This window comes from Sulfurospirillum arsenophilum NBRC 109478 (assembly GCF_000813345.1).
Taxonomy (GTDB): domain Bacteria; phylum Campylobacterota; class Campylobacteria; order Campylobacterales; family Sulfurospirillaceae; genus Sulfurospirillum; species Sulfurospirillum arsenophilum.
This window is the reverse complement of the sequence record NZ_BBQF01000004.1, coordinates 263,537-288,609: the sequence shown is the minus strand read 5'-3', so window position 1 is coordinate 288,609 and position 25,073 is coordinate 263,537. Positions and strand designations below refer to the sequence as shown.

The following is a 25,073-nucleotide window of genomic DNA, read 5'->3' as shown; positions in this document are numbered from 1 at the left end:
AAATAATTGCTCTTTGTTTGTCACTAAAGAATTTTGTTTACCACAAAGAATCAATCCCCACCGCTTTAACAGCACTAGAATGGCCTAGCAAAAAGCTCTACCAACAAAATTATAGAGATTAAAGGTATTCCTATCGTCATTTGATTGGCACTTAACAACCTATGAAGCGCTCATTGTGTCGAAGTTTCGCTGCCCAATCTATACATGACAGAACATATCTGGATGGATCTTTTATACAGTTATCTAAAACACCTTGATTTTTATCAACAAATGCATTCATAATAATCTTTTACATATTTTTTATAAAAATATTATTTCTGTGACGCAAACTGTGACACCCTTTCGTTAAAATTCTTGCTTCGCTATGTCAGCAAAACAAACAGATAATTTATTATATCTTTACTTATTTTCTATCACTAAGTAACAAATTATTAGAATTTATTAATAAAAATAATAATTATTTGGTATAATATGCGTTTTTTGCATATTACTGCTTGTCGCCTCCCCCTTTACATGTAAAGATGCCTTCTTCGACATACACATAATTCATCCATTAAATTTGGAACATTATAAGGATCCCTATGGTTATGAGATTTAAAGTTTTTATACTTCTTTTATGTATTTCCAGTTTGGTTTATGCTGAGTCCGTTACTGACTTAATAGATAAACGAGAGCAATTTGAAAAACAAAAAGAGATATTTGAGAAGCTTGAAAAGCGTCAAGATGAAAATATTATGCGTTACAACGTAGAAAAACCAGAGTTGTTACCAACACAAGATGAGCAATGCTTTGAAATTAAGACAATTAAAGATGAAGGTATAACACTACTTTCCAATAGTGAAAAACAATCTTTGTACGAGCAATACAGTGACAAGTGTAATTCACTCACCGACCTGTCCAATTTAGCACGTCAACTCACTGCCCTTTATGTTGAAAAAGGTTATATCACTTCTCAAGTGTACATTAAACCTCAAAATATCTCATCGGGTGAAGTGACACTCTATGCAGTAGAGGGCAAGATAGAAAAAATCTCTCCCGATGAGCTTTATATCAACAGTGCATTTATAGGTCAAAAAGAGGATTACCTCAATCTAAGAGATTTAGAAAATGCTGTTGAGATGATCAACCGTTTACCAAGTAATCATGCAACAATGGATCTTGTACCAAGTGAAAATGTTGGGTATACCGATGTGACTATCGAAAACAATACGACAAACCGTATTAATGGAAATATTGGACTTAATAATTTTGGAACCAAACGAACAGGTGATCAACAAGGCTCTCTTGAACTTAATTTTGATGATCCTACAGGGCTGAACGATCAATTTAAAATCAATCTCAATAGTACCAATAAACACTATCAAGATGAAAATTCCATCGGTGATAGTTATGAGTATTCCATTCCTTTTGATCGATTGTTAACGACGCTTAGTTATCGAAAAAGTAGTTATGACCAAAATGTTGAAGGTGGCATTAATCGCTTATCATCTAATGGACATACAAAAACCTATACTTTGGGACTCAATTATAAACTTTTTCACAATGAATCCCATAGAGTCTCCATCGGTTCATCTGTTGCGCAATATCAAGCACAAAACTATATGGGTGGAACAAATATTGAAAGTTCCAGTTATGACCTCTCCAAAATAGGGGCACTGCTAGATTATATGTACCAAATTGCGGATTTTTATACCTATGTGGCACTCAATTACACCAAAGGGACGGACTGGTTTAATGCCTCAAATCCAACAGCACTTAATGAAAAATACTCTTTTTATACGATTGATGCTTCACTGGTTAAGCGCCTTGACGCATTTCAATATTCTCTAAGCGCTCACTATCAACATTCACATTACCAACTCTTCAGCACCAATCAAATCAGTATCGGTGGGCATTACAGTGTTCGCGGTTACCAAAAAGAAGGACTAAGCGGCAATACGGGTTATTACGCGCGTAATGAATTCTCTTATACTCCGCAGGTTAAGTTCATGGAATACTTTGATCAAACTTATTTTATAGCCCTTGATGGTGGTGAAATCAAAAAAGAAGAAGATACCACTGGAGGAAAATTACTCAGTGACTCTGTAGGGCTAAAGCTCAAAAAGGGTGATTTCGATACGATGATTTACTACGCGATGCCTCTTTTAAAAAGAGACGTGAGTGTAACGCAAACTTTTTTTGGCATTTCTGCCAATTACCGCTTTTAATTAAATGCCATATTCTAAAAGGGAACTTATGACAAGCAAACAAGTTGTATCTATAATTATCAATATTTTTTTAGTGTTGAATCAAACTATTACCGCGGCTGAACTTACCGTAGATACAGGTGCGCCCAAAGGTAATCAAGCTGAACTTCTTAAAGCACCCAATGGTGTTCCAATCGTCAATATCGTCACACCCAACTCTCAGGGGCTTTCACACAATAAATTTTCAAATTTTAACGTTGATCCGCAAGGTCTTATTCTTAACAATTCAAAAACCATTGCCAATACGCAGCTCGCAGGATACATCTCGTACAACCCAAATCTAACAGGAAATAATGCCAAACTCATACTCAATGAAGTTACAGGAACTAGCAAGACATTGCTTCGAGGTTACACCGAAATAGCGGGAGTGGCAGCAGATGTTATCGTCGCCAATCCCAATGGTATCAGTGTCAATGGTGGAGGATTTATCAACACCCCCAATGCCACATTAACGACAGCTACACCTATAATGGATGGTAATTTAGTGCAAGGGTTCAATGTTGGTGGTGGCAGTATCATCTTCGAAGGCGACGGCTTCAATGGAAATAATATTGCTAAAGTCAATCTCTATGCTAAAGCGCTACAGCTCAATGCAAAACTATACGCAGATGAACTCCATGTCGTGACAGGAGAGAATAACATTGCTCTTGATGGTACGGTTACTTCTCAAAATAAAAGTGGTAGTGGTATTTCTATTGACTCATCCGTGCTAGGTGGCATTTATGCCAACACCATAACACTGAAAAGTACCGACAAAGGCATCGGTGTCAATCTTCCCCCTGAAGTCTTGGCTCAAAACTCTTTAGAACTTACCTCTGATGGAAGTATCGTCGCTTCAAAGGTAGTGGCAGGCACAAAAGCAACGCTGACATCTCAAAGTGCAAATGTCAACTTAACCAATGATATTACGGCTAACACTATTGAACTTAATGCAGGTAAAAAACTCTCAATCGCAACCGATAAAGTTATAGAAGCTGCTTCCGACATGACGATAGTAGTTGAAAATATCAGCAATAAAGGTGAATTGAGTGCTCTATCTGGAACAGGAAAAAGTAGTATCACCGCTTTGCAAAATATTGATAATGAAGGGCTTATAGGTGGTTATGATGTGGATGTCAAAGCCAATAGCATCGACAATACGGGAGCTATTTATTCTAAAAACAATTTAGCCATTACTGCTCAAACCCTTGACAATTCAGGTCTAATTCGAAGCAATAAAACGATGGATCTTTTAGTCAAAAATTCGCTTACCAACCAAAAAGAGGGCGTAATCTACAGTGATGATACGCTCAATATCGCTGCCAATAGTGCTAAAGATAAAATCAATACTGTAACCAATGAAGGGTTGATTCAATCCGAAAAAAACATCAACATTACTGCGCAAACGCTCACCAATACAGCCAATGCACCTGTCATGAAAGAACCCACGTCTTCTTCGACAATAACCTCAGGTGGCGGAAATAACTTTGACGTCATTACAACTAATATCTACCAAAAAGTTGTTGATGTTCCCTCTGCTCCCGCACTGATCATTGCCAATGGCGATATAAATCTTAACGTAGGCACGCTTAACAATGTTTATTCACTTATTTCCTCTGATGGCAATATTGTCCTTAATGCAACACTTGTTAATAATATAGGTGTTTTGCTTGTCACAACAACGGATATTATTACCTCCCAATACCGCGAAGAAAAAAAGTGTAAGAGAAAACCTTGGAAAAGTTGTAGTCATTATGCAGCTTACCGCGGTACATTTACACAGTCTGAAACGATCAAAAATCCTATAGCAAACTATGGTATTCAAGCCAAAAAAAGTATCACTGGCAATGTTGTTACACTCAATAATATCAGTAGTTCTAGTAATCCCCAAATCCAAGCAAAACTTACAACGATTGATAATCTAGAAGGTAGTTCAAAAAGTTTACAATCTTTAACAAAAGAGATTACCAGTACTAATGACTCTGCCTCAGAACTGTTTCTTGAAGAACAAACACTAACGGACACACTTACCAATCTCAAAACATTAGATGATTTAGGCACATATAAAACAGAATTAGCGGCGATTAAAACCGATATTCAAGACGTTATTATCCAAAATAGTACATCGATTACATCCCTAGAATCCGTTATCTCTACCATAAAAACACTGAACTCTAAAGCGGACACTTCTACTTTAGAGACAACCATTACAACACTCAAAGACAACTACATAAAAGCAAAAACGAAACTGGATGATTTTGAGACACTTTATACCTCTTTAACAGTCGTAGCGGATGCCCAAACGAAAAAAACAGATGTCCTTACTGCCCAAACAGCATTAAATGACCTTTTAACCCAAAATACTACAGCACTTCAAAGTGTAAGTGTCGAACCCATCACCACAGGACTTGAGAGCATAAGCAATACATTGCGTGCTGAAGTCAATACGGCATTAGCGCAACAAGGTAATGGCGAATTCAAAATCATAACCGCCAATGAAGGCTTATACCAAACCAACACCCACAATGCCCTCTTACAAACACAAGCCGTGAAGTACACAGCCAATAGCAGTACCATCATCGACAACATCACCCTCCCAAAAGGGAAATACGGAACTTTCTTAGTCAACAAAACCAAAAATCATCCGTTTCTCATCGAAGCCAATCCTCTTTTTACCAATTACAACACGTTTATTAGCTCTGACTATATGCTCAAAAAGCTCGACTATCGTCCAGAAAATACCCTCAAACGCTTAGGTGATGCGATGTATGAGACACAGCTTGTGAGTAATAGTGTCATACGCCTTAGTGGCAGTCGTTACCTTGAGGGTTATGGCTCAGAACTCGCGCAGTTTCAAGGTTTGATGGACAATGCCATCAATGTGCAGTCCACACTAAACTTAAAAATGGGTATTTCTCTCTCCCCTGAACAAATTGCACGTCTTAATAAAAACATCGTTTGGATGGTAGAAAAAGTGATCGATGGAGAAACTATCTTAGTTCCTGAAGTCTATCTTGCATCCAATAACATCACCAGTGATGGCGCAAAAATAGCCGCTGGAGAGATAGACCTCGTCATCCAGGACACCTTGCTCAATGAGGGTCTCATCGCCTCAGAAGGAACGCTTAAAGTCGCCACAGGTAAAACCCTCACCAATCAAAACGGTGCTATAACTTCAGGCGGTACTATGGCTCTCACCTCTGGTGGAGCGCTTAAAAATCTAAGTGGTACCATCCAGTCTGGTGGTGATATGAGCTTAACTGCACAAAGTATAACCAGCACGGCTCTAACACAAGATAAAACGTATAATTACGGACAAGGCTACCAAACCACCACCCAAAAAGGTAAAGCTGCACAGTTCACTTCTGGTGGCAATCTCGTGATGCAAACAAATGATGACATCACCCTTGCCAATACCAACACTCAAGCCACAGGTAACATCGCTCTTACATCTACCAATGGTGCGGTCAATATCGAAGCCTTAGAGACAAAAGAAAATTATGATTTCCAATTAAAAAATGGCTATAACAGAGGAAATTCCATCAAACAAAATGTCTCTACAATGGAAGGTAAAAACATCGCTATCAATGCCAATCAAGTCAATGTCATCGCTTCCAATATGAGTGCAAGCGAAAATATTATATTGGAAGCTAAAGAGGGTGTAAACATCTTAGCCGCCAATGACCTTACTTACCAAGATACCAAAATAACAACTAAAACAAAAGGCTTCATGGGTGGTAAACAAACCAAACAAGACACCACATATAAAGAGAACGCCATCCAAAGTAAGCTTAATGCCAATAACATCCTCATAAAAGCAGATACAGGCAGTGCCACATTAGAAGCAGCAAACCTTATTGCCAAAGAAAACATCGTTGTCGATGCGAAACAAGACATTAACGTTCTTGCTAAACAGTACAGAGAAGGTGAGATGCACTCTACCACCAAGTCTTCATGGGGAGGCTTAAGTAAAAGTGCTTCCATGGACCGAACAGACGCCCTAAATGCTAAAGCAGCACAGCTTAGAACCGAAGCGTTGAACATCATCATGAAATCAGGCAATGACATCAAAGTCATTGGCTCCAACATCGATGCAGCTTCAGACCTTCAACTCCAAGCCGCCAATGAAGTGCTTATAGCTGCAGCACAAGAGTTTAGTCAAAGTGAACAGTGGAGTAAAAAAAGCAGTTTCAATTTGGGCAATATGCTCACCTCTTTAGCAACACTGGGTCTTGCTAAAACAGGACCTGTGTATGAATCAGAGTTTAAACAAGATGATAAAACGCAAGTAAAAGCCAAATCCTCCAACATCAACAGTGGCAATAACATCATCATTGACAGTGGCAGTGCCAAAGTCATAGGCTCTAACCTCGAGGCTGAAAAGACCATACAAGCGACAACCAACACAGGCTCCATCGAAGTGCTCTCCGCTGAAGAGACCACCAAAACCAATAGTGTCAGTAAAAAAACTGAAGTAAGTTTGGGCAATATCGTTAAGATGGCAGAGTCCATTCAAAAAGTTGTTAACCCCCTCCCAGGGCAAGAGCAACAAGGAACGAAGATAAAGATCTCCGTTGCCAAAGCAACTTATGACAACTCAGCCACATCGACTGAAAGGCTAACCCATAAAAGCTCATCGCTTACCAGTAAAAGCGGTGACATCGTGATGGATTCTAAAAAAGACATCATGGTGGATGGCTCTAAACTTGAAGCGGCTAAAACAGTTAGCCTTACTACCAAAGAAGGTGATGTGACCATCAAAGAGTCCATCGACACGTACAATGAAAACAGTAAAGAAAAACATGCCAGCGCAGATATAAGCATCACCGTACAAAACGAATACGCAGAGATAGGAAGTGCCGTTAAAGCAGCCGCAGAGTCAGCCAAACAACTTAAAAAAGTGAAAGAGGACTATAGCAAGTATAAAGATGAAGTCAGCAAGTTAGAGTCAACGCTCAGTGATGTTAAAGCACGCTATAAAGCCAAAGAAGCAGGCATTGACTTCGAAGACATTGGTGATCTTAATGATCTCATTGACAATGTTAAAGACAATGAAAAGTACTATTTAGCGGCAATCGCTGCGGCAACGGTTGATCTTGCTTCTAAAACCGTTGCTATCTATGCTCAAACCGCTACTGCTGCTGCAAGTTCAGCGACTTGGGGCTTTAGTGTAGGCCTCGCCCTAGACCTCAAAGGCTCCCAACTCGTAGGAGAAGCACTCCAAACCCAAAGTTTAGCTTCAAGCATCTATGGTAATGACATCATCATCAAAACTAACACAGCAACTGATACCACAACCACCATCAGTGGCTCTAATGTTGTAGCTGAGAACACCCTAGGCATTCAAACCCATGATTTATTGACAAAGTCTTCCATCGATACGTCAACCTCTAAACAAGACAGTAAAGACCTCAGTGGAACGCTTTCTATGACCATGTACGGTGGAGGCAGTGGCATGGGTGCCTCACTAGGTTATGGCGAAGGACATCAAACCAGTGATAGCACGACCAATAGAAATGCCGAACTGCTTGCCAATAACATAAACATCACAACAACCAATGATGCTTCCTTTAAAGGTGCAACGGTTAGAGCAGACGATACCTTAAATGTTAAAGTCGGAGGAGACCTCAGTGTTGAGTCTCAAAGAGATAGTAGCTCTTCTAACTCTAAAGGGTTTAATGTCAGTGTGAGTGCCTCTTTGGGTAAGGATAAAGACTACACTGCCAATGAAAAAAATTATGAAAACAAAAAAGACTATTATAATGCTCAAGACAAACTTAACAACACGGTGGGTGCTAGAGTGGGTGATGGACTAGGCAGTACAGGAGCAAGCTTTGGAGCCAGTACGGGTACAAACCAAAGTAAACAAACCGTTCTTACTTCGCTCACTGGTGAAAATGTCAATGTAGAAGTAGGAGGCAATACCCACATCAAAGGGGCGCTCATTGCCGCAGGAGAGACCAATGAGCAAGGCGTATTTGAGGATAATGAAAAGCTTAAACTCAAAACCGATACTCTAACCTTTGCAAACTCTAGCAATACGGAATTTAGCTCTAGCAATAGCTTTAATGTAGGAACCAATATAGGATTTGAAACGAAAACCAATGCCCAAACTAATGTGGAAGAAGCAACCACAAAAGTAAATTCTTCATCCCTATCCCTTAGCAATCAAATGGGCTACAGCGGTTCTAAAACCTTAGCCACAGTGGGTAAAGGTGACGTTCAAGTCGGTGACACTGAAAACTCCGATGACCTGACTAGACTTAACCGTGATACCACGAAAGTCAATAAAGAGCTTTACTCTGGTAGTGTTGGTACTTCGGTTACAGCCGTACTAGATCATAGATTCCTTAGCGAAGATGGGTGGAAGCTCATAGCCCAAGACTTTGTAAAAACAGGCATGATGCTCGATACCATCAATCAAGTTGTTGGTAATCAAACCGTAGGGCTTTCTGAATTTGGCGCAGAGCTTAGAAAAAGAGAAATCACTTACGAAACCGTCAAAGAAAGAATTGCTCAAGATAAAGACTTGGCAGCAGTGCTAAACTCTCCTGCCTATACTGATGATCAGAAAAAAGCCATCATCAATGGTATCACAAAAGAAGTCATGGTAGAATTAGGGTATAAACCTATCGAAACTGTACTCATCGCCACAACCGAACCAGGACGTGATGGATACCAAGTGAAAGGATACTTCTCTTTGGAAACAGGAAAAGCATACATCAATGACTTTTACAATAACACCAATGCTGATCTTCTTACCACAGCAGGAACCGAAGCCCAAAGAGCTATAGATGCACAAAAAGGTTCAAACTTCGATCAAAGTAAGGAATACAGAGATGCCAGAAGTGAATACTCTCAAAACTTTGGAGGAAACATCAAAAGCTACGCTGACTTTGCACTGTACTTTACAGGTCAAGGGAGTCTTTCAACAGGAACCAATTCTATCAGTACACCTTCTCAGACACAAAACAATAATGCTGAGTTTGCTGGGTTAAATAAGGAGTTGGGGGATAATAGCACTTATGTTCAAAAATTACCTGATGGAAAATATAAAGTTGTACAAGTCAACTTGAAAGATAATGATAAATCAATTTATGTTGTTAATGACAAAGGAGAGCTTGTAGGTGAAAAAATAGGTGAATCATTATTCATAGATTCTTTTTATTATGCAGATGAAGGTGGTACAAGTGCTACGCGACCAAGAGGAATTATTGATCTTACCTCAAAAGAAGGAATAGATTTTTTAAAGAATAAAATCTATACAGATACTCCTTCTATCTCATCATACATGAATGAATGGAAAAATTATAATTTTAAAGATATTGGAGCAACAAAATATCCACCAGGTCAAGAAAGAGCAGATTATACATATAGAGGTAGTCAAATTTACCCAGATGTTTACGCAAGTGCAAGGGACTTTGGAAACATTGGAGCAGGTTATGTAGCTGGATATGGCTTAATGCCATGGAGTTTATCAAAATTTGCTTTTGAGCGTTTTCAAGCCAAACAAAATGGTAATTCTTTCGGAGATGGTACAGAAATTGGACAATCAACTTCTGCACAATTCCTTGGTTGGGAAAAAGGAAATCAAGCAATATCTAATAAATTGCAAGATTAAATGAAAATGGAGATTAAATGAAAAAAATAATTTATTTGACGAGTGGTGTGATCATACTATTTATAATAATGAATTGTATTCCATTGTATCAAACTTTTTATTATGAGAGTCCAGATAAATCTAAAGTAATTACCTTTTATAGAGCTTTTTATCAATTAAATGGAAATTATTATGTAATCCCATATAAATATAAAAATTATTTGCCGCCTAAAAATAATTATTGTATTGAAAAAACAAATATCTTCCAGTTTATGTCTATTATGACTATGACTGAAAGATATATTAATTGGTATCCTTCTGATCAAAATTATTATTTAAAAGCTAATTGGAAATGTATAGAAAATACGCTCAATAAGAATATTGATATAAATAATATTTTCGATTTTAAGATTCAACCAAAAACGAGAGATGATTTTTGGCAAGAAGTTGTTACTCCTAAATATAGTCTTTATTATGTTGAAAATATTTTTGAGGAAATGAATAAAGGTAGCATCACTGATTCGATTTGGTGGAAAAAAATCAGATATGGATTACTTTTCATTCTGCCAATTTTAATTTTTTACATTATTCTTAATTTTATTAGAGCTTGTTTCTCCAAATTTTTAAAGCATAACAGAAATAAAGGGAAATAAAAGGGACAGTTTCCCCTTAACAGAGACACTACGAAAGTCAACAAAGAGCTTTACTCGGGAAGTGTGGGTACTTCGGTTACGGCGGTACTAGATCATAGACTACTTAGTGAAGATGGGTGGAAGCTTATAGCTCAAGACTTTGTAAAAACAGGCATGATGCTTGATACCATCAACCAAGTTGTGAGTAATCAAACCGTAGGTCTTTCTGAATTTGGTGCGGAGCTTAGAAAAAGAGAAATCACCTATGAAACCGTTAAAGAAAGAATTGCTCAAGATAAAGACCTAGCGGCAGTGCTTAATTCTCCTGCATACACGGATGAACAAAAAAAAGCAATCACAAATGGCATAACACAACAAGTCATGATAGAATTAGGTTATAAACCTGTTGAGACTGTACTCATAGCAACAACAGAACCAGGACGTGATGGATACCAAGTGAAAGGATATTATTCTTTGGAAACAGGAAAAGCGTACGTGAATGATTTTTACAATAACAACAATGCTGATCTTCTAAAAACAGCAGGGGCTGAAACGCAAAGAGCCATAGATGCACAAAAAGGTTCAAACTTCGATCAAAGTAAAGAATACAGAGATGCAAGAAGTGCTTACTCTCAAAACTTTGGAAGTAATATCGCAAGTTACGCTGACTTTGCACTCTACTTTACGGGGCAAGGGAGTCTTTCAACTGGATCAAATTCGATAAGTACATCACCACAGACACAAAACAATAATGCTGAATTTGCTGGGTTGAATAAAGAGTTGGGGGATAACTTGATTTGGAGCCAATTGAGTAAGGACAGAGCTGTATTTTCATCACCATTTGGAATGAGAAAACTTCCTGGTCAACCAGCAAGATTACATTATGGGACTGATATTACTTATAAGGACGCAAATGAAAATAAAATTACAAATGCAATAATTTTTGCTGCGGGTGATGGAGAGGTTGTAATGAGTGAAAATAGAGGCGCTTCCGGAAATTTGATTCGCATCTATCATCCAGATACAGGTTATACTTCAGAATACTTACATGCAAGTGAATTATTGGTAAAAAAAGGAACTATTGTTAAAGAAGGTCAACCTATCATGGTTGAAGGAGGCTCCGGAGACAAAGGGCTAGAGACATATGATAAACATTTGCATTTCGGTATATATACAGGTGCAATTTACGATAAAACAAAATTTGTTGATCCAGCTCCAACCAACGGTGATAAACCTGTTAATGTTGGCAAATATGAGAAACTTGAAGATACGCCTTATCAACAAGGACTTTTAAAATGAGAAAATTATATTTTATTCTATTTGCTTTATTTGCAACAAATCTATTTGCTTATAATGAGTTTTTGATGGATGGTATAAATTTTAAGCAACTTGAAAAATGTAAAAACTTTTATATTCAAGAACAGAATGTCAAAATAATTAATCTATTAAATGGCAAAAAATTAGAATTAAAAAATGAATTTTCAGAAAATGATGATGAATTTGAAGTTTTAATCTATACTATTAAAGGATGTTTTTTTAAAGAAAAATATCTTATTGTGAGTGAATGGGCACCAGATACAGAAGTTTATTATGCTATTAATCTTCGTGATGGTCAAATGATGGAAATCAATGGGATGCCTTATCTTTCGCCAAATAGAAAGTATTTTGCAACAGAATATTATGGTGGCGAAATTTCTTCTGATCCCCCTCGTTTTAGTATTTATTCTTTTAAAGGTAATCAAATTAAACGAATTTTTACACAAGAATACCCTTATGATTCTAGTGTTTTTAGGACAAAATGGATCAATAATCAAAATATACATTTTTATATAGCATCTGATTATAGATATGATCCTGATAAAAATACATTTATTGGTAAAACGATAGACGAATTAAAACTTACCTTCAAATCTGGAAAGTGGAGAATAATTAAGGACGAAGAAACATCAAAGATAAAGAAATAAATCTTTTACATCTAAAGCAAAATCAAACTAAAGGGAAAAAATGCAAAAAATAAAGGAAATAAAGGGGACAGGCTACTTTAAATAACTTTTTTGCTAAACTTTTTCTAAAATCTTTACATGTAAAAGGACAAATCCATGCCGCGAATTACCAGAGGTGAGAGTATTGGAGGCATCTATCATGTGATTAATCGTGGAAATATGCGAATGCAAGTGTTTGATGCTGCTGAAGACTATGCTTACTTTTTAAAGTTGCTTCAAGATGGCTTGAAAAGAGAAGCGGTTGAACTTCATGCATATTGTCTGATGCCAAACCATTTTCACCTTTTACTTATGCCCCTTGCTGAAGGAAGTCTGAGTCGCTTGATGCAATGGGTTATGACGTCGCATGTACGTTATTATCATCGAAAGAATAAAACGTCAGGGCATATTTGGCAAGGGCGATATAAGAGCTTTATTGTTCAAAAAGATAATTATTATCTTTCACTCTTGCGTTATATAGAAGCTAATGCTTTACGTGCCAAACTGGTGAATGAAGCAGAAACGTGGGTTTATGGTTCATTGTGGGAGCGAATGACCAACGAGAGACAATTACTCGATGAATCTTTGATAGCACTACCAACGGATTGGGCTTTACATGTAAACACTCCTTTGAGAGAAGCAGAACTAACTATGGTACGTAATAGCGTTAATCGTCAGAGTCCATTGGGGGAATTAGCATGGATGGAAAAGACAGCTGAAATGTTTGGACTTTCTTCAACGCTCAATCCACGAGGAAGACCAAAAAGGAAAGAAGAATTATGATAAAAAGTAGCCTGTCCCTATTAACTAATCAGTATCCAACTATATCTCAAACTATTAATGCAGCGATAGATGTACTTTTTGGTTCAAATAACAATCCGTCATCTGAGTATAGAAATAGTAATACTTATATTGACAATGTTATAGAACAATCAGGTGGTAAAATAAAAGATTTTGAAAATGCTATTTTACAAAATTCAGGAGAAACATCTGAAAAAAATGCAAAAGAAACAGCTAAAAAATTAAATATATCAACTGAGCAAATAGAAAAAGAGATTAAACAATACCAAGGGCTTACGGGAAAATTAAAATGAAAACATCTTTATTTATTTATTTCTCACAAATAGTCAAGAAACTTTTTTTTCTCTTTTGGCCATCGCTGGTTTTATTTTTTTGGTATGGCACGACAAAGCTTTTACATGTATATGAGCCTAATGTTGGCGATGGAGGATTAGATAATTTTGCAACTAATTTTATTTGGATAGGAGGAATAATTTCATTAATAATATATGAATTTATTCAACCCGTAGTTATATTATTGTTTACCTATAAATACTTTAAAAATGCACAAATGTTTTTAATAGCATATTATCTATTTTTGGTATCTTATTTTTTATTTATTATAAAGTACATTGTCTTTAAGGGAGAAATATATTCGATTGTATCAAGTGGTGTAAACTTGAATGCTTTATTATTTTATTTGTGCTCTTTTGCTTTTATATGTTTTTTCATAGTCGAATTATATAAATTTAAAACAAAAATAATTAGATATTTATTTGCATTTTTATCTGCCGTTTCCGATGTGATAATCTGTAAATATTTATATAATATTGGTTTTTTACATTTGCTTTTTGATAGATATGATAATAAATTATATGAAGATAAAATATATATTATTCCACTAGCCTTAGCACTAGTCCAACTTTTCATTGAAGCATATTATTTTTATCAAAGAGAAAAAAAGCATAGGGGGCGGTGCTAAACTTTTAACTTTTTGTATGCCAATTCAATAAATAAGCACAATTTAGAGAATAAAGGGGACAGGCTACTTTAAATAACTTTTTGGATAAACTTTTTCTAAAATCTTTACATGTAAAAGGACAAATCCATGCCACGCATAGCCAGAGGTGAAAGAAAGTCTAGGGGTCAGGGCTTGACTTTTTACTTTTGTTATATTTGTATGTGAAAAAATTAAAATAAGGGAAATGATGAATCGCCAGCACAATTTTTTTATTCAAAATCTTTTTACATGTAAAGCTATGATAAGTCAAAAAGTTAAAAGTCAAGCCCTGACCCCTATTTTTGTGTTATCAAATACCAAAATCATACGGCAGATCCTGTCGGCACAATTGTCGGAAGAAACCCATCAACAGGAGGAACGATACCTGAAGGAAGTAATACGCTTATTGAAATGGTAAGAGCTGCTATGGGAGAAGAATCAACGTCTCATAATACATATGGAAAGGCTGATCAAAAAGGCATTGAAAAATTTTGGGGTGGTGAAATCTTAGCACCTGTCCCTGTTCGAACGTATACTGAAACAAAATAAGGAGTTAAAATGATAAAAAAAAATATCTGTATGATGTTTATTATATTTACATTAGTAGGATGCCATGGAAAACCACCATCACCTCAAACACATGAAACATGGATAAAAGAGGGGTATTCATCAGCTGATGTTTACCATGCTTTATTAGAGTGTGGGTTTAATAAAAGTTACAATCAAACTGATGGATTAACACATAATGAGATTGCAGAAGGAGAACTTTGTATGCTTAAAAATGGATTCCGATGTAGAAATCCCAAAGATCATATCACATGCGATTATGCTCGGTATAAGGATCTCCCTGCTTGCCAAGAATATATAAAACAAAAGGAGATAAAGGGAGATAGGCTACTTAAATGAAATTAAGAGATAAATCTTTTACATATAGAGAAAAAGTAGCCTGTCCCTATTTCCAAGGCTAAGTTCTGAGATTAGCGGTGGTGAGTTTAAAGATGGATTTACCACAGGTGCGGCATTGTCCATAGCTAGTGATGGTGCTTTACAAATGAGGCAGTATGTCAAAGAGAATTTTGATTATGCGGGGAAAAATGGTGAGCCTGTACCTGATAATGTGAAAAGTGTTGGTGTAAATGGAGATGGGGTTAAAGTTGAGGGAAGTCACCCTGAAAAAATCATAGAAAATGGCAAACTAGTTGATATTAGGCAAGTAATTGCTCCTACAGGTGGCTCACAAATGGGAGAGAACCTCCTCTTTGGAATGCCAGTTGTGGAAGGTAGCGTTACTAATAAAACATTGGCATATTTTGCAGGACCTCATGATTTTTTATCAAGCTGGAACTATGAAAATATCAACATAGATGGTCAAACACTCACTGTTTTAAAAGATAATGGAACACTAGTCAATGTAGCAAGCGGAGCATTACTTATTCCTGCTCTTCCTTTAGCAGCAGCACCTTTTATACAAAATAATATTAATGAGATTAATACGATAAACTATATACGAGAACAGGAAAAAAAGAAAGCCGAAGATTTTATTAAATAGCAAACACAAAGGACTCTAAATGAAAATAATTAATCTTATATTGACTATAACATCTCTCCTTTATACAGGTTGCCGAATGGGGCCAACGACGTATGAAGTTTTTGAAAGACAAAATAATGCAAGGATAGGAGGCGTTGTGTTTCCTGCTATGAGAGATAAAGAAGCCATATATGATGAGGATTACTACATATATCCTATTGAACGCCCCAAAGGATGCATTTGGGGCTACTTAGTTAAGAGAAATGATGAAAAGAAAACCATTGTTGGCTGGAAAATCATTTCAGGAGAAGATTACTGTAAAGAGCAACAAGCATATACGCTTATCCAATGAATATTAATCTTTACATGTAAGGGTAAGAAGCAACAATGATTTTTCATCATTTTTCTTCTGAAAATACTTTACATGTAAAGTCTTCCATCGATACGTCAACCTCCAAACAAGACAGTAAAGACCTCGCAGGAACCCTTTCTATGACCATGTACGGTGGTGGTAGTGGCATGGGTGCAACACTGGGTTATGGTGAAGGCCATCAAAGTAGTGATAGCACCACCAATACCAATTCTGAACTCCTTGCTAAAAACATAAACATCACCACCACAAACGATGCTTCCTTTAAAGGAGCCACGGTTAAAGCAGACGATACCTTGAATGTTAAAGTAGGAGGAGGCCTCAGTGTTGAGTCTCAAAGAGATAGTAGCTCTTCTAACTCCAAGGGATTTAATGTCAGTGTGAGTGCTTCTTTGGGTAAGGATAAAGATTACACGGCAAATCAAAGTGATTACGCTAAGCCAGAAGAATATAAAGCTGCACAAGATGCGCTCAATAAAACTGCAGGCGCTAGAATTGGTAATGGCTTAGGCAGTACAGGAGCCAGCTTTGGAGCCAATACTGGAACAAGCCAAAGTAAACAAACCGTTCTTAGCTCACTTACAGGTGAAAATGTCAATGTAGAAGTAGAGGGCAATACGCACATTAAAGGCGCGCTCATTGCAGCAGGAAAGACCAATGAGCAAGGCGTATTTGAGGACAATGAAAAACTCAAACTCAAAACCGATACCTTAACTTTCGCTAACTCTAGCAATACACAATTTAGCTCTAGCAATAGCTTTAATGTAGGAGCAAGCATAGGTTATGGTAATGCCAAAGATGCCAAACCAAGCACAACTCCTGCAGGTAACGATGCGCCTAAAAGCGATACACAGATTAACTCTTCATCCCTATCACTCTCCAATCAAATGGGCTACAGTGGTTCTAAAACCTTAGCAACACTTGGTAAAGGTGATGTTCAAGTCGGTGATACCGAAAACTCTGATGACCTTACCAGACTTAACCGTGATACCACAAAAGTCAATAAAGACCTTTACTCTGGAAATGTGGGTACTTCGGTTACTGCTGTTCTAGATCATAGACTTCTTACGGAAGATGGGCAAGATCAGATAAAGCAGGATGTTAAAGAAATTACAAAATATCCAGAAAACGCTTATGATACAATGTTTATTAAAGAAGCACCTTTATATGAAGTTTTTAAAGATGAAAATGGAGAAATTATTATGCTAAAAGTTCCTGATGAAGAAAGACAAAATTTGAAAAAAAGTAGTGATGGAAAGGTTTATGTTGCAAATAATGGTATTTTCAATGATGCTCTAGCCGGTGCAGGATATGCTTTACAACACAAAACCAATGATGGACCTTTGTATCTTGAACATTTTCCAAAAGCAGAATATGATTTATCAGAGCTATTAGTAGCAGGATATCAGTTCTTCTTAGAAACAACTATGACCCCAACAAACGCAACAAAAGATTCCAAAAGTTTAATGGATATGTATGGTCAAACAGGGCTTGTCCTTAGTGCACACAGTCGAGGAACTCTTACGGAAACTAATGCGATGTATCTAAAATCAAAAGACGCTGATGCCGTTGGTAGTCTAAGCAATACTCAAGTTTATTTTTACGGGCCAGCTCAAAATGTAAGTAATGCAGATGAATTGCTAAGTTATCTACAAAACAGAGACTCAATGACTGATTTGAATGCAAAAAATAATAGTGTTATCAAATACCAAAATCATACGGCAGATCCTGTCGGCACAATTGTCGGAAGAAACCCATCAACAGGAGGAACGATACCTGAAGGAAGTAATACGCTTATTGAAATGGTAAGAGCTGCTATGGGAGAAGAATCAACGTCTCATAATACATATGGAGAAGCGAATAAAGAAGACATTGTCAAATTTTGGGGTGGTAAAATCTTAGTACCTGTCTCTGTTCGAACGTATACTGAAACAAAATAAGGAGTTAAAATGGTAAAAAAAAATATCTGTATGATATTTATTATATTTACATTAGTAGGATGTCATGGAAAACCACCACCACCTCAAACACATGAAATATGGATAAAAGAGGGGTATTCACCAACTGATGTTTACCATGCTTTATTAGAGTGTGGTTATAATAAAAGTTACAATCAAACTCATGGGTTAACAGATAATGAGATTGCAGAAGGACAACTTTGTATGCTTAAAAATGGATTCCGATATAGAAATCCCAAAAATCATATCCTATGCGATTATGCTCGGTATAAGGATCTCCCTGCTTGCCAAGAATATATAAAACAAAAGGAGATAAAGGGAGATAGGCTACTTAAATGAAATTAAGAGATAAATCTTTTACATATAGAGAAAAAGTAGCCTGTCCCTATTTCCTGTATACCAAACCTGGTGACTTTGTAGGAGAAGGACTAGGGGGCAATAGTGGCAATAACGAACAAGCAGACTTAACACAAAAAGCAAATATTCTTAACTTGCTTAGCCTTTTTACTTCTGGTTCACCGCATAGTTCGTATATTTGTGAACACTACGCAAACGCCAACCAAGGTGTACAATGTGGGTATAGACAATGAAAATACTTGCCCTAACACTCATAATAGCCATTAGTTTGTCTGGTTGTATTCGAAGAAGTAACGTAGAGTACATCTCCTTACAGCCTTATACAAAGATAACGTCTCCATCTGTGGGTATATTAACGCCAAGTTCATACCCAAAAACGCCTTTTAAAATTTCTAGTATCCATCCAAAAGCAGTTATCTATTTGGATAGAACCATTCCAAATATGATGAAAGAAGATATACGTATTAGCGTAGAATCTTTAGAAGCAGGACCTTCAACACTGGATAGCCTTTTGGATAAAAAGTTTAATGACACATTTGATGAGTATTATGAGGCTTTGCCATTAACCAACGGGCAGATGTACAATACATTCGAAAGAGGGGTGAATTATTATAAAAATTATGTAGATTTCGTTGCAGGCTTAAAGTGCAAAACACGTGTTGAATCTCAAAATATTGCCGAAGGTATAGGTAGCAAAGCGTATTGGACATTGTGTCCGTATTATGACAAACAAGGCAATAAAAAATCCATAGATATAGACTACCGTTTTTACTTTACGTTTAATCAAACGAAGTTTGAAGGAAGCGATAATGTAAGTTTACGCAAGCATAAATTCGAAGAGATACAACTGCAATTTAAAAAAGATATGCAAGAAATCTTTGACTCCATAGAAATCTACGATATGGACAAAGAGCGAATGGAAAAAGAAGGTCTTTTGTATAACAAAAAATACATCTTAGAGACTGAATCAAACGCAAAAGATAAAAGTCTAAAATGTACTTATATCAAAGAAACAGATTCTTTTGACTGTATAGGAAGAGAAACAGGTAGACACTGTACACGTAAAAGAACAGATAAAGATATTTGGGATTGTAAAGACAAATAAAAATGAAGGAAAAATATGAAATATATGAAATTGCTTTTAGTGGCACTTGTGCCATTGGTATTTCAAGCATGTGTTGCGAGTAAAAATCTCTCAAACAATGATGTTGTCAAAACAGCATTGACTAAATGCCCTGGACCTGAGATGAATATCTCTATGATACCTTCGCGTGGTCCGCTTGCTGATGCCATGGCAATCAGTGCTATAAAAACAGCTGGAAATGATGGTGGGTTTTCTAAAGAGTTTGCAACATTTATAAAATCTGAACCCAAAAATGTCAGTGTGTACTGTCCCAATCCAGATAAGCTAGAGGCACTAATCTCACATACGTTTAGTTTGTATCAAAATAATGAGCTAAAAGGCATTTCTGTCTGTGTTATTGGGATGGCAAATAGCCAAGAATTAACGACTGAAGCGGCTAGAATAGGTGCTACTCTCACATTTGTACCATAATGATAAGATCAATCCAAAAGGAAAAAAATGAAACATAAATTCACGAGTTTGACTATAACAATAATGACGGTTCTAGTCTTTATAGGCTGTGGTCCCTTACATTCCAATGTAAGGAATATCAATGGAACTGACTTAGATAAGAGTCAATTATTAACCAAAGAAAGTTCTATTTATTTAGTTAATGGTGGGGATGGAATGAAAAAGACCCTTTTTTCCTCAGTATATGGCGAAGAAGTATCCATAGGCAGTGGGCTATCTGCCATAAATATAGCATTTGACCAGTTAAAATGGGGAAATCCTCATGTTATTTTAGAAAACAAAGTTCTATCTGAAAAAGAAGCTCTCGAAAATGCTACGTTAAATAATAGTGATTATGTCATCTATTCTCGTGTAGAAACATGGACTGATCCGTTGGGTATAAGTTGCTCTAAACATTATATGGATGAAGCATCCGTAGTTATCTCATTATATTCAACAAAAGAGCAGAAGCTTTTAAAAACCACTCGTCTTTCTGCCAAGGATTGTCCAAGTACACTTAATGGTATGCCATTGTCCCCAGGTTCGCCAGAACGTTTATACGAAAAACTTTTTAGCCAATGGACTCGTAATATTTTTGTGTCAAATAATTAAAAAGAAGAGGATAAAGGGGACAGGCTACTTTATGTCAATTCAATAAACAAATGCAATTTTGCAAATAAATATCTTTACATGTAAAGATGAAAAATGAACATAAAAATTCATTTGAAACTTTTACATGTAAAGTATAAAAAGGAGCATGCCTCCTCATTTATCCAAAAAGAACCTACCGGATTATCCGTTAAACAACAAAAGATATAATTGAGTGAAATTATTATGCCAAAGGTAGATTTATGATTGATAATAAGAAAAAGTTGTACCGTTCTGCAATCGCACTATTGTGCTTTGTTTCATCTGCCTTCGCAGAAGAAATTGGCTCAGTCAATACCGCTTTTGTTTTATTAGGGGCTAATCATAAGATTGTGATTGAAGCGTTTGATGATCCTAAAGTACCTGGTGTTTCGTGTCATCTTTCGCGTGCAAAGACAGGAGGAGTCAAAGGCTCTTTTGGCATTGCGGAAGATACTGCGGATGCGTCTATTGCATGTAGGCAAACTGGCGTTATTAGTCTTCCTCAAGATATTCAATCTAAAAAGAGTGATGGCGAACGCGTTTTTAAAGAGTCAACATCGTTATTGTTCAAGCATATGCAGGTGGTTCGCTTTTACGATGCGAAACGTAATACGCTTGTTTATTTGACGTACTCCGATAAGCTCATAGACGGTTCTCCTAAAAATGCTATCTCAACCGTACAAATTACGAATGCTATTTTTGAAAAATAGATGAAGTGTTAGATGCCCTCACGTTACATGTAGGCACAACCTAATGCAATTGCATCTGCTTTAAATAATCCCCTATGAAAGGAACTGAGTCCTTTCTGCACACTAAATGGGTCTCTAAATTGCACTCATTTGGTTGGAGTTTGGTTAAGATGAGATCATCGGTATAATGGTATTTATCGACGATAATTTTTGACAAAAAAGCTCTTCCCATCCCTGCTTTGACACAGCCTAACATCACTTCATAATTCTCTAAAATGATCGTTGTGTACTCCGTGTTTCCCAACGCTTCCCAATACTGCTTAAAGAAATTCAAATGCGTACTCTTTTCGCGATAGCCTATAATGCAGTTTTTGCTGACTTTATGTTTGGACTCAACCATGTAGAGGTCATCGCTAAATTCATTTAAGACGACGATGTCTTTATGCTTTGGATCGCCTGTTACGAACGCAATATCGACTTTGTACTCCAAAAGAGCGTCAATGACTTGGGGTGTTCCATTGGCAAAGAGTTCGATCTGTGTTGTGGGGAAGTCAACTGAGAGCTTTTCGATAAACGGTAAGAGGCGAATAATGGCATTGGCTTGGCTTGTTCCAATGCGTAAAAGCGTCTGCTCCGAAATATTTTTCATTTTTAAAATGGTTTCTTCCACTTTGGTAACAATATCAAGCGCATAAGGGTAGAGTTTTTCGCCCTCATACGTCAAAATAACACCTTTTGGAACACGGTGAAAAAGAGGGTAACCCAGTTTTTTTTCAAGTTGTTTGATGCGAAGTGTGACATTGGATTGCGTAAAATAGAGCTCTTGCGCAGCCAGTGAGATGCTTTGATGCTTGGAAACCGCAACGAAAATCTTGAGTAAAGACGAATCCATATTGCTCTCCTTTATATTGTATATGATTATGTATTATTTGCTTTTAGATAACTAGTTGCAATACAATAACCAAAAGAGATTTGAAAGTAACTGAAAAAGAGGAGAGGCATCATGCACGCAATTGAGAAGCTATTGGCCAAAAAAGCAGGTAAGACGTCTGTCAAAGCGGGTGAGATTATCAACTGTGAAGTCGATATGGCAGGCATTAACGATCTGTATTTACAAACGATTCGCTCCTTTCATGAGATGGGTGGCGTTAAAGTGCATGATCCAAGCCGTGTGATCATGTTTTTAGATCATTACGCACCCGCTTCAACGATCATGCAAGCGCAAAATCAGAAGCAGTTTCGAGAATTTTGTTGGGATCAAGGCATTGATCTTTTGATGGACATAGACCAAGGGGTGTGCCATCAAGTCCTTGTCGATAAAGGCTTGTCGTACCCTGGAGAGATCGTCGTCATCACCGACTCTCATACGACAACACATGGCGCTTTTGGGGCATTTGGAACGGGAGTAGGGGCAACAGACCTTGCGATCATCCTTGCTACCGGAAAGCTTTGGTTTAGAGTACCTGAGATTGTCAAGATCAATTTTGAAGGCAAACTTCCGCATGGTGTGTATGCAAAAGATATGATTTTACACGCCATTGGTGCTTTGGGGGCAGACTATGCGGTGTATAAAGCCGTAGAGTTTTCAGGCTCTACTTTGCAACACCTCAGTGTTTCAGAACGCATGGCACTGTGTAACATGAGTACCGAAATGGGCGCTAAAACGAGCTACATTCAGCCTGATGACATCACAAAAGCATTTTTGAAAGAAAAGATGGCACGCCCTTATGAGATTTACCATACTGATGCGGATTTTGTGTATGCCGATGAAATCAGCTTTGATGTCACAAAACTCACCCCGCAATTGGCGGCTCCTTCGAGTGTGGATAATGTCTATGATATCTCCGAGTTCATCGGTCGTCACATTGACCAAGCGTATCTTGGGTCATGTACGGGTGGACGAGCGGAGGACATTGGCATTGCAGCGCATATTTTAAAAGGAAAAAAGGTTGCGTCTCGTACACGTTTTGTTATTGTGCCTGCCTCAAAAGGGGTACTTCTTGAATCAATGGAAAAAGGGTATGTGCAAACACTTGTTGAAGCGGGAGCTACCTTTGTGACACCTGGATGTGCGGCTTGTTTAGGAACCCATGAAGGAATGTTAGCTTCTGGTGAGACCTGCATCACAACGACCAATCGTAACTTCCCCGGTCGCATGGGCGATACCAAAGCGGAGATCTTTTTAGGTTCTCCCGCAGCGGTTGCCGCAGCAGCTTTAATGGGTGAAATCGTTGACCCTACACTTTACATGTAAAGGATAAAAAATGCAAAAATTATTAACGGGCAATACCTTTGCCTTTGGCAATAATGTCGATACTGACCAGATTTACCCAGGTCGTTTTGTAGAGCTAACCGACGTTGAAGATGTCGCCAAGTATGCGATGTTTGGGGCTGACCCTGAGTTTACATGTAAAGTTAAAAAAGGCGATTTTATCATCGCTGGAACCAACTTTGGGTGTGGTTCTAGTCGTGAACATGCTGCCATTACACTCAAAGCGGTTGGCATTGGTGTGATTATCGCAGAGTCGTTTGCGCGTATTTTTTACCGCAATGCCATCAATTTAGGACTACCCGTTCTGGTGTGCCCTAACATTTCAAAACGTGTAACATCGGGTTCTACCGTACAGATTGATCTTTTAAGTGGCGAAATTTTCGATGAGACTGGCAAAATTGCACAAGCTGAGCCAATGTCTGAGTATATAATGCATATTATTGAAAATGGTGGCATTAAATCGTTGATTAAAAAACAGATGGAAACAAAAACGCTCGTATCTTAACATTGGGGAGAGAATGTCATGGCTATAACGGATTATTTTCAAGGGTTTGAGCGTATGCTGATTGATACGGGCGATGTGTCGATCAATACGCTTGTTGGAGGAGAAGGCAAAGAGGTCATTTTACTGTTACATGGGCATCCTGAGAACTATCTTATCTGGCGAGATATCGCTCCCAAGCTTGCCAAACGTTACACGGTTGTTATAACCGACCTTCGAGGGTACGGTGATAGTTCAAAACCTAAAGGCTTACCCGATCACTCGAACTACTCCAAACGTGTGATGGCACTGGATCAAGTGAAAGTGATGGAGCATTTAGGCTTTAGTGAGTATCACATCGTGGGGCATGACCGCGGGGCTAGGGTGTGCCATCGCTTGATGCTGGATCATCCCGAAAAAGTGTTGACCTGTACCATGATGGACATTTTACCAACCTACGATATGTATGAGCGAACCAACAGTGAGTTTGCGACGAAGTATTGGCACTGGTTTTTTTACATTCAGCCTTTCGATTTTCCTGAGCGATTTTTAGGCGCTGATCCTGATTATTTTATTCGCAATAATTTACTGAAAAAAGCGTCACCTGAAGCGCTTAAAAACTTCCCTGAAGATGTTTTACAAGATTACATTAGATGCTATTCTGATCCTGCGACGGTGCATGGGATTAGCGAAGATTATAGGGCGGCTGCGAGCATTGACCTTGAGCATGACATCGTTGATCGATCAACAAAGATCAAAACACCGCTTTTAGTCTTGTGGGGTGCAAATGGTGTTGTGGGAAAACTGTGGGATATTCTCCAAGGATGGAAAGATTTGGCAGAAGATGTCAATGGTTTTGGGATTCCTGATTGCGGTCATTTTGTTCCTGAAGAGAAGCCTCAAATCGTTTTAGAAGCGTTAGGTGCTTTCCTAGAGCAAAAACGTAAAAATAGTTAAACATATCGTTTCAAAACGGCATTACTCGATAGATGCCGT

General features: G+C 37.5%; 23 protein-coding genes. 22 read left to right on the top strand and 1 reads right to left on the bottom strand.

Annotation, left to right across the window (positions count from 1 at the left end):
• Positions 1 to 581: 581 nt before the first annotated feature.
• The 19 genes from SAR02S_RS11850 to SAR02S_RS11760 all read left to right on the top strand — a co-directional run bounded on the left by SAR02S_RS11850 (position 582) and on the right by SAR02S_RS11760 (position 21,345).
• A complete protein-coding gene (locus tag SAR02S_RS11850) occupies positions 582 to 2,207 on the top strand; it encodes a ShlB/FhaC/HecB family hemolysin secretion/activation protein (RefSeq protein ID WP_041959958.1) in 1,626 nt (541 codons plus the stop codon).
• A 28-nt stretch (positions 2,208 to 2,235) separates the two neighbouring features.
• Positions 2,236 to 9,846, top strand: a complete 7,611-nt coding sequence (locus SAR02S_RS11845) for a two-partner secretion domain-containing protein (protein WP_041959956.1) — start codon at positions 2,236 to 2,238, stop codon at positions 9,844 to 9,846.
• A gap of 17 nt (positions 9,847 to 9,863) precedes the next feature.
• Positions 9,864 to 10,478: a hypothetical protein gene (locus tag SAR02S_RS11840; protein ID WP_041959953.1), complete on the top strand. Its 615-nt coding sequence runs from the start codon at positions 9,864 to 9,866 to the stop codon at positions 10,476 to 10,478.
• A 156-nt stretch (positions 10,479 to 10,634) separates the two neighbouring features.
• Positions 10,635 to 11,756 carry a M23 family metallopeptidase gene (locus SAR02S_RS11835; protein WP_198133107.1) on the top strand — a complete coding sequence of 374 codons (1,122 nt, stop codon included), beginning with the start codon at positions 10,635 to 10,637 and terminating at the stop codon, positions 11,754 to 11,756.
• A complete protein-coding gene (locus SAR02S_RS11830) occupies positions 11,753 to 12,421 on the top strand; it encodes a hypothetical protein (protein WP_041959949.1) in 669 nt (222 codons plus the stop codon). Before SAR02S_RS11835 ends, SAR02S_RS11830 begins: the two co-directional genes overlap by 4 nt.
• Before the next feature lie 135 nt (positions 12,422 to 12,556).
• Positions 12,557 to 13,222 (top strand): transposase, encoded by a 666-nt coding sequence (locus SAR02S_RS11825; RefSeq protein WP_041959947.1) that lies wholly within the window; start codon positions 12,557 to 12,559, stop codon positions 13,220 to 13,222.
• Positions 13,219 to 13,533, top strand: a complete 315-nt coding sequence (locus SAR02S_RS11820) for a thioredoxin domain-containing protein (RefSeq protein WP_041959946.1) — start codon at positions 13,219 to 13,221, stop codon at positions 13,531 to 13,533. Before SAR02S_RS11825 ends, SAR02S_RS11820 begins: the two co-directional genes overlap by 4 nt.
• Positions 13,530 to 14,201 (top strand): hypothetical protein, encoded by a 672-nt coding sequence (locus SAR02S_RS11815; RefSeq protein WP_041959944.1) that lies wholly within the window; start codon positions 13,530 to 13,532, stop codon positions 14,199 to 14,201. Before SAR02S_RS11820 ends, SAR02S_RS11815 begins: the two co-directional genes overlap by 4 nt.
• A gap of 444 nt (positions 14,202 to 14,645) precedes the next feature.
• The gene (locus SAR02S_RS13700; RefSeq protein ID WP_269746299.1) at positions 14,646 to 14,768 is read left to right on the top strand and encodes a hypothetical protein; all 123 of its coding nucleotides are present in this window, start codon (positions 14,646 to 14,648) and stop codon (positions 14,766 to 14,768) included.
• A gap of 9 nt (positions 14,769 to 14,777) precedes the next feature.
• Positions 14,778 to 15,125: a hypothetical protein gene (locus tag SAR02S_RS11805; RefSeq protein WP_041959940.1), complete on the top strand. Its 348-nt coding sequence runs from the start codon at positions 14,778 to 14,780 to the stop codon at positions 15,123 to 15,125.
• A gap of 115 nt (positions 15,126 to 15,240) precedes the next feature.
• On the top strand, positions 15,241 to 15,768 hold the full coding sequence (locus SAR02S_RS11800; protein ID WP_041959938.1) for a hypothetical protein: 528 nt from the start codon (positions 15,241 to 15,243) through the stop codon (positions 15,766 to 15,768).
• A gap of 19 nt (positions 15,769 to 15,787) precedes the next feature.
• On the top strand, positions 15,788 to 16,099 hold the full coding sequence (locus SAR02S_RS11795) for a hypothetical protein (RefSeq protein WP_041959936.1): 312 nt from the start codon (positions 15,788 to 15,790) through the stop codon (positions 16,097 to 16,099).
• 35 nt (positions 16,100 to 16,134) lie between these two features.
• Entirely contained in the window at positions 16,135 to 18,057 is a 1,923-nt protein-coding gene (locus tag SAR02S_RS11790; RefSeq protein ID WP_041959934.1) for a hemagglutinin repeat-containing protein, read from the top strand.
• Between the two features lie 9 nt (positions 18,058 to 18,066).
• Positions 18,067 to 18,414, top strand: a complete 348-nt coding sequence (locus SAR02S_RS11785) for a hypothetical protein (RefSeq protein ID WP_041959932.1) — start codon at positions 18,067 to 18,069, stop codon at positions 18,412 to 18,414.
• The gene (locus SAR02S_RS11780) at positions 18,411 to 18,665 is read left to right on the top strand and encodes a hypothetical protein (RefSeq protein WP_041959930.1); all 255 of its coding nucleotides are present in this window, start codon (positions 18,411 to 18,413) and stop codon (positions 18,663 to 18,665) included. The genes SAR02S_RS11785 and SAR02S_RS11780 overlap by 4 nt, the downstream gene beginning before the upstream one ends.
• On the top strand, positions 18,662 to 19,537 hold the full coding sequence (locus tag SAR02S_RS11775) for a hypothetical protein (RefSeq protein ID WP_041959928.1): 876 nt from the start codon (positions 18,662 to 18,664) through the stop codon (positions 19,535 to 19,537). Before SAR02S_RS11780 ends, SAR02S_RS11775 begins: the two co-directional genes overlap by 4 nt.
• A gap of 15 nt (positions 19,538 to 19,552) precedes the next feature.
• Entirely contained in the window at positions 19,553 to 19,987 is a 435-nt protein-coding gene (locus SAR02S_RS11770) for a hypothetical protein (RefSeq protein ID WP_041959926.1), read from the top strand.
• A 27-nt stretch (positions 19,988 to 20,014) separates the two neighbouring features.
• Positions 20,015 to 20,617, top strand: coding sequence for a DUF4823 domain-containing protein (locus SAR02S_RS11765; protein WP_041959924.1), 603 nt, complete (start codon positions 20,015 to 20,017; stop codon positions 20,615 to 20,617).
• A gap of 239 nt (positions 20,618 to 20,856) precedes the next feature.
• Positions 20,857 to 21,345: a CreA family protein gene (locus tag SAR02S_RS11760; protein WP_041959922.1), complete on the top strand. Its 489-nt coding sequence runs from the start codon at positions 20,857 to 20,859 to the stop codon at positions 21,343 to 21,345.
• A 40-nt stretch (positions 21,346 to 21,385) separates the two neighbouring features.
• Here SAR02S_RS11760 and SAR02S_RS11755 read toward each other — a convergent pair whose 3' ends face one another.
• Positions 21,386 to 22,216, bottom strand: a complete 831-nt coding sequence (locus tag SAR02S_RS11755) for a LysR family transcriptional regulator (RefSeq protein ID WP_041959921.1) — start codon at positions 22,214 to 22,216, stop codon at positions 21,386 to 21,388.
• 111 nt (positions 22,217 to 22,327) lie between these two features.
• On the opposite strand from SAR02S_RS11755, the gene SAR02S_RS11750 reads away from it, so the two are divergent.
• From SAR02S_RS11750 to SAR02S_RS11740, 3 genes are read left to right on the top strand one after another with little or no spacing between them, the layout of a single operon-like run.
• Positions 22,328 to 23,578 (top strand): 3-isopropylmalate dehydratase large subunit, encoded by a 1,251-nt coding sequence (locus SAR02S_RS11750; protein ID WP_041959919.1) that lies wholly within the window; start codon positions 22,328 to 22,330, stop codon positions 23,576 to 23,578.
• Positions 23,579 to 23,588: 10 nt separating this feature from the next.
• Entirely contained in the window at positions 23,589 to 24,101 is a 513-nt protein-coding gene (locus SAR02S_RS11745) for a LeuD/DmdB family oxidoreductase small subunit (RefSeq protein ID WP_041959917.1), read from the top strand.
• Between the two features lie 18 nt (positions 24,102 to 24,119).
• Entirely contained in the window at positions 24,120 to 25,034 is a 915-nt protein-coding gene (locus SAR02S_RS11740; protein WP_041959915.1) for an alpha/beta fold hydrolase, read from the top strand.
• The last annotated feature ends 39 nt before the right edge of the window (positions 25,035 to 25,073 follow it).

Bases quoted from the DNA above. Each gene is read 5' to 3' on its own strand.
- SAR02S_RS11790 (WP_041959934.1), top strand. From the start codon at position 16,135: ATGATTTTTCATCATTTTTCTTCTGAAAATACTTTACATGTAAAGTCT.
- SAR02S_RS11780 (WP_041959930.1), top strand. From the start codon at position 18,411: ATGAAATTAAGAGATAAATCTTTTACATATAGAGAAAAAGTAGCCTGT.
- SAR02S_RS11840 (WP_041959953.1), top strand. From the start codon at position 9,864: ATGAAAAAAATAATTTATTTGACGAGTGGTGTGATCATACTATTTATA.
- SAR02S_RS11785 (WP_041959932.1), top strand. From the start codon at position 18,067: ATGGTAAAAAAAAATATCTGTATGATATTTATTATATTTACATTAGTA.
- SAR02S_RS11845 (WP_041959956.1), top strand. From the start codon at position 2,236: ATGACAAGCAAACAAGTTGTATCTATAATTATCAATATTTTTTTAGTG.
- SAR02S_RS11760 (WP_041959922.1), top strand. From the start codon at position 20,857: ATGATTGATAATAAGAAAAAGTTGTACCGTTCTGCAATCGCACTATTG.
- SAR02S_RS11740 (WP_041959915.1), top strand. From the start codon at position 24,120: ATGGCTATAACGGATTATTTTCAAGGGTTTGAGCGTATGCTGATTGAT.
- SAR02S_RS11795 (WP_041959936.1), top strand. From the start codon at position 15,788: ATGAAAATAATTAATCTTATATTGACTATAACATCTCTCCTTTATACA.
- SAR02S_RS11805 (WP_041959940.1), top strand. From the start codon at position 14,778: ATGATAAAAAAAAATATCTGTATGATGTTTATTATATTTACATTAGTA.
- SAR02S_RS11770 (WP_041959926.1), top strand. From the start codon at position 19,553: ATGAAATATATGAAATTGCTTTTAGTGGCACTTGTGCCATTGGTATTT.
- SAR02S_RS11765 (WP_041959924.1), top strand. From the start codon at position 20,015: ATGAAACATAAATTCACGAGTTTGACTATAACAATAATGACGGTTCTA.
- SAR02S_RS11745 (WP_041959917.1), top strand. From the start codon at position 23,589: ATGCAAAAATTATTAACGGGCAATACCTTTGCCTTTGGCAATAATGTC.
- SAR02S_RS11755 (WP_041959921.1), bottom strand. From the start codon at position 22,216: ATGGATTCGTCTTTACTCAAGATTTTCGTTGCGGTTTCCAAGCATCAA.
- SAR02S_RS11835 (WP_198133107.1), top strand. From the start codon at position 10,635: ATGCTTGATACCATCAACCAAGTTGTGAGTAATCAAACCGTAGGTCTT.
- SAR02S_RS11820 (WP_041959946.1), top strand. From the start codon at position 13,219: ATGATAAAAAGTAGCCTGTCCCTATTAACTAATCAGTATCCAACTATA.
- SAR02S_RS11815 (WP_041959944.1), top strand. From the start codon at position 13,530: ATGAAAACATCTTTATTTATTTATTTCTCACAAATAGTCAAGAAACTT.
- SAR02S_RS11830 (WP_041959949.1), top strand. From the start codon at position 11,753: ATGAGAAAATTATATTTTATTCTATTTGCTTTATTTGCAACAAATCTA.
- SAR02S_RS13700 (WP_269746299.1), top strand. From the start codon at position 14,646: ATGGGAGAAGAATCAACGTCTCATAATACATATGGAAAGGCTGATCAA.
- SAR02S_RS11775 (WP_041959928.1), top strand. From the start codon at position 18,662: ATGAAAATACTTGCCCTAACACTCATAATAGCCATTAGTTTGTCTGGT.
- SAR02S_RS11850 (WP_041959958.1), top strand. From the start codon at position 582: ATGGTTATGAGATTTAAAGTTTTTATACTTCTTTTATGTATTTCCAGT.
- SAR02S_RS11825 (WP_041959947.1), top strand. From the start codon at position 12,557: ATGCCGCGAATTACCAGAGGTGAGAGTATTGGAGGCATCTATCATGTG.
- SAR02S_RS11750 (WP_041959919.1), top strand. From the start codon at position 22,328: ATGCACGCAATTGAGAAGCTATTGGCCAAAAAAGCAGGTAAGACGTCT.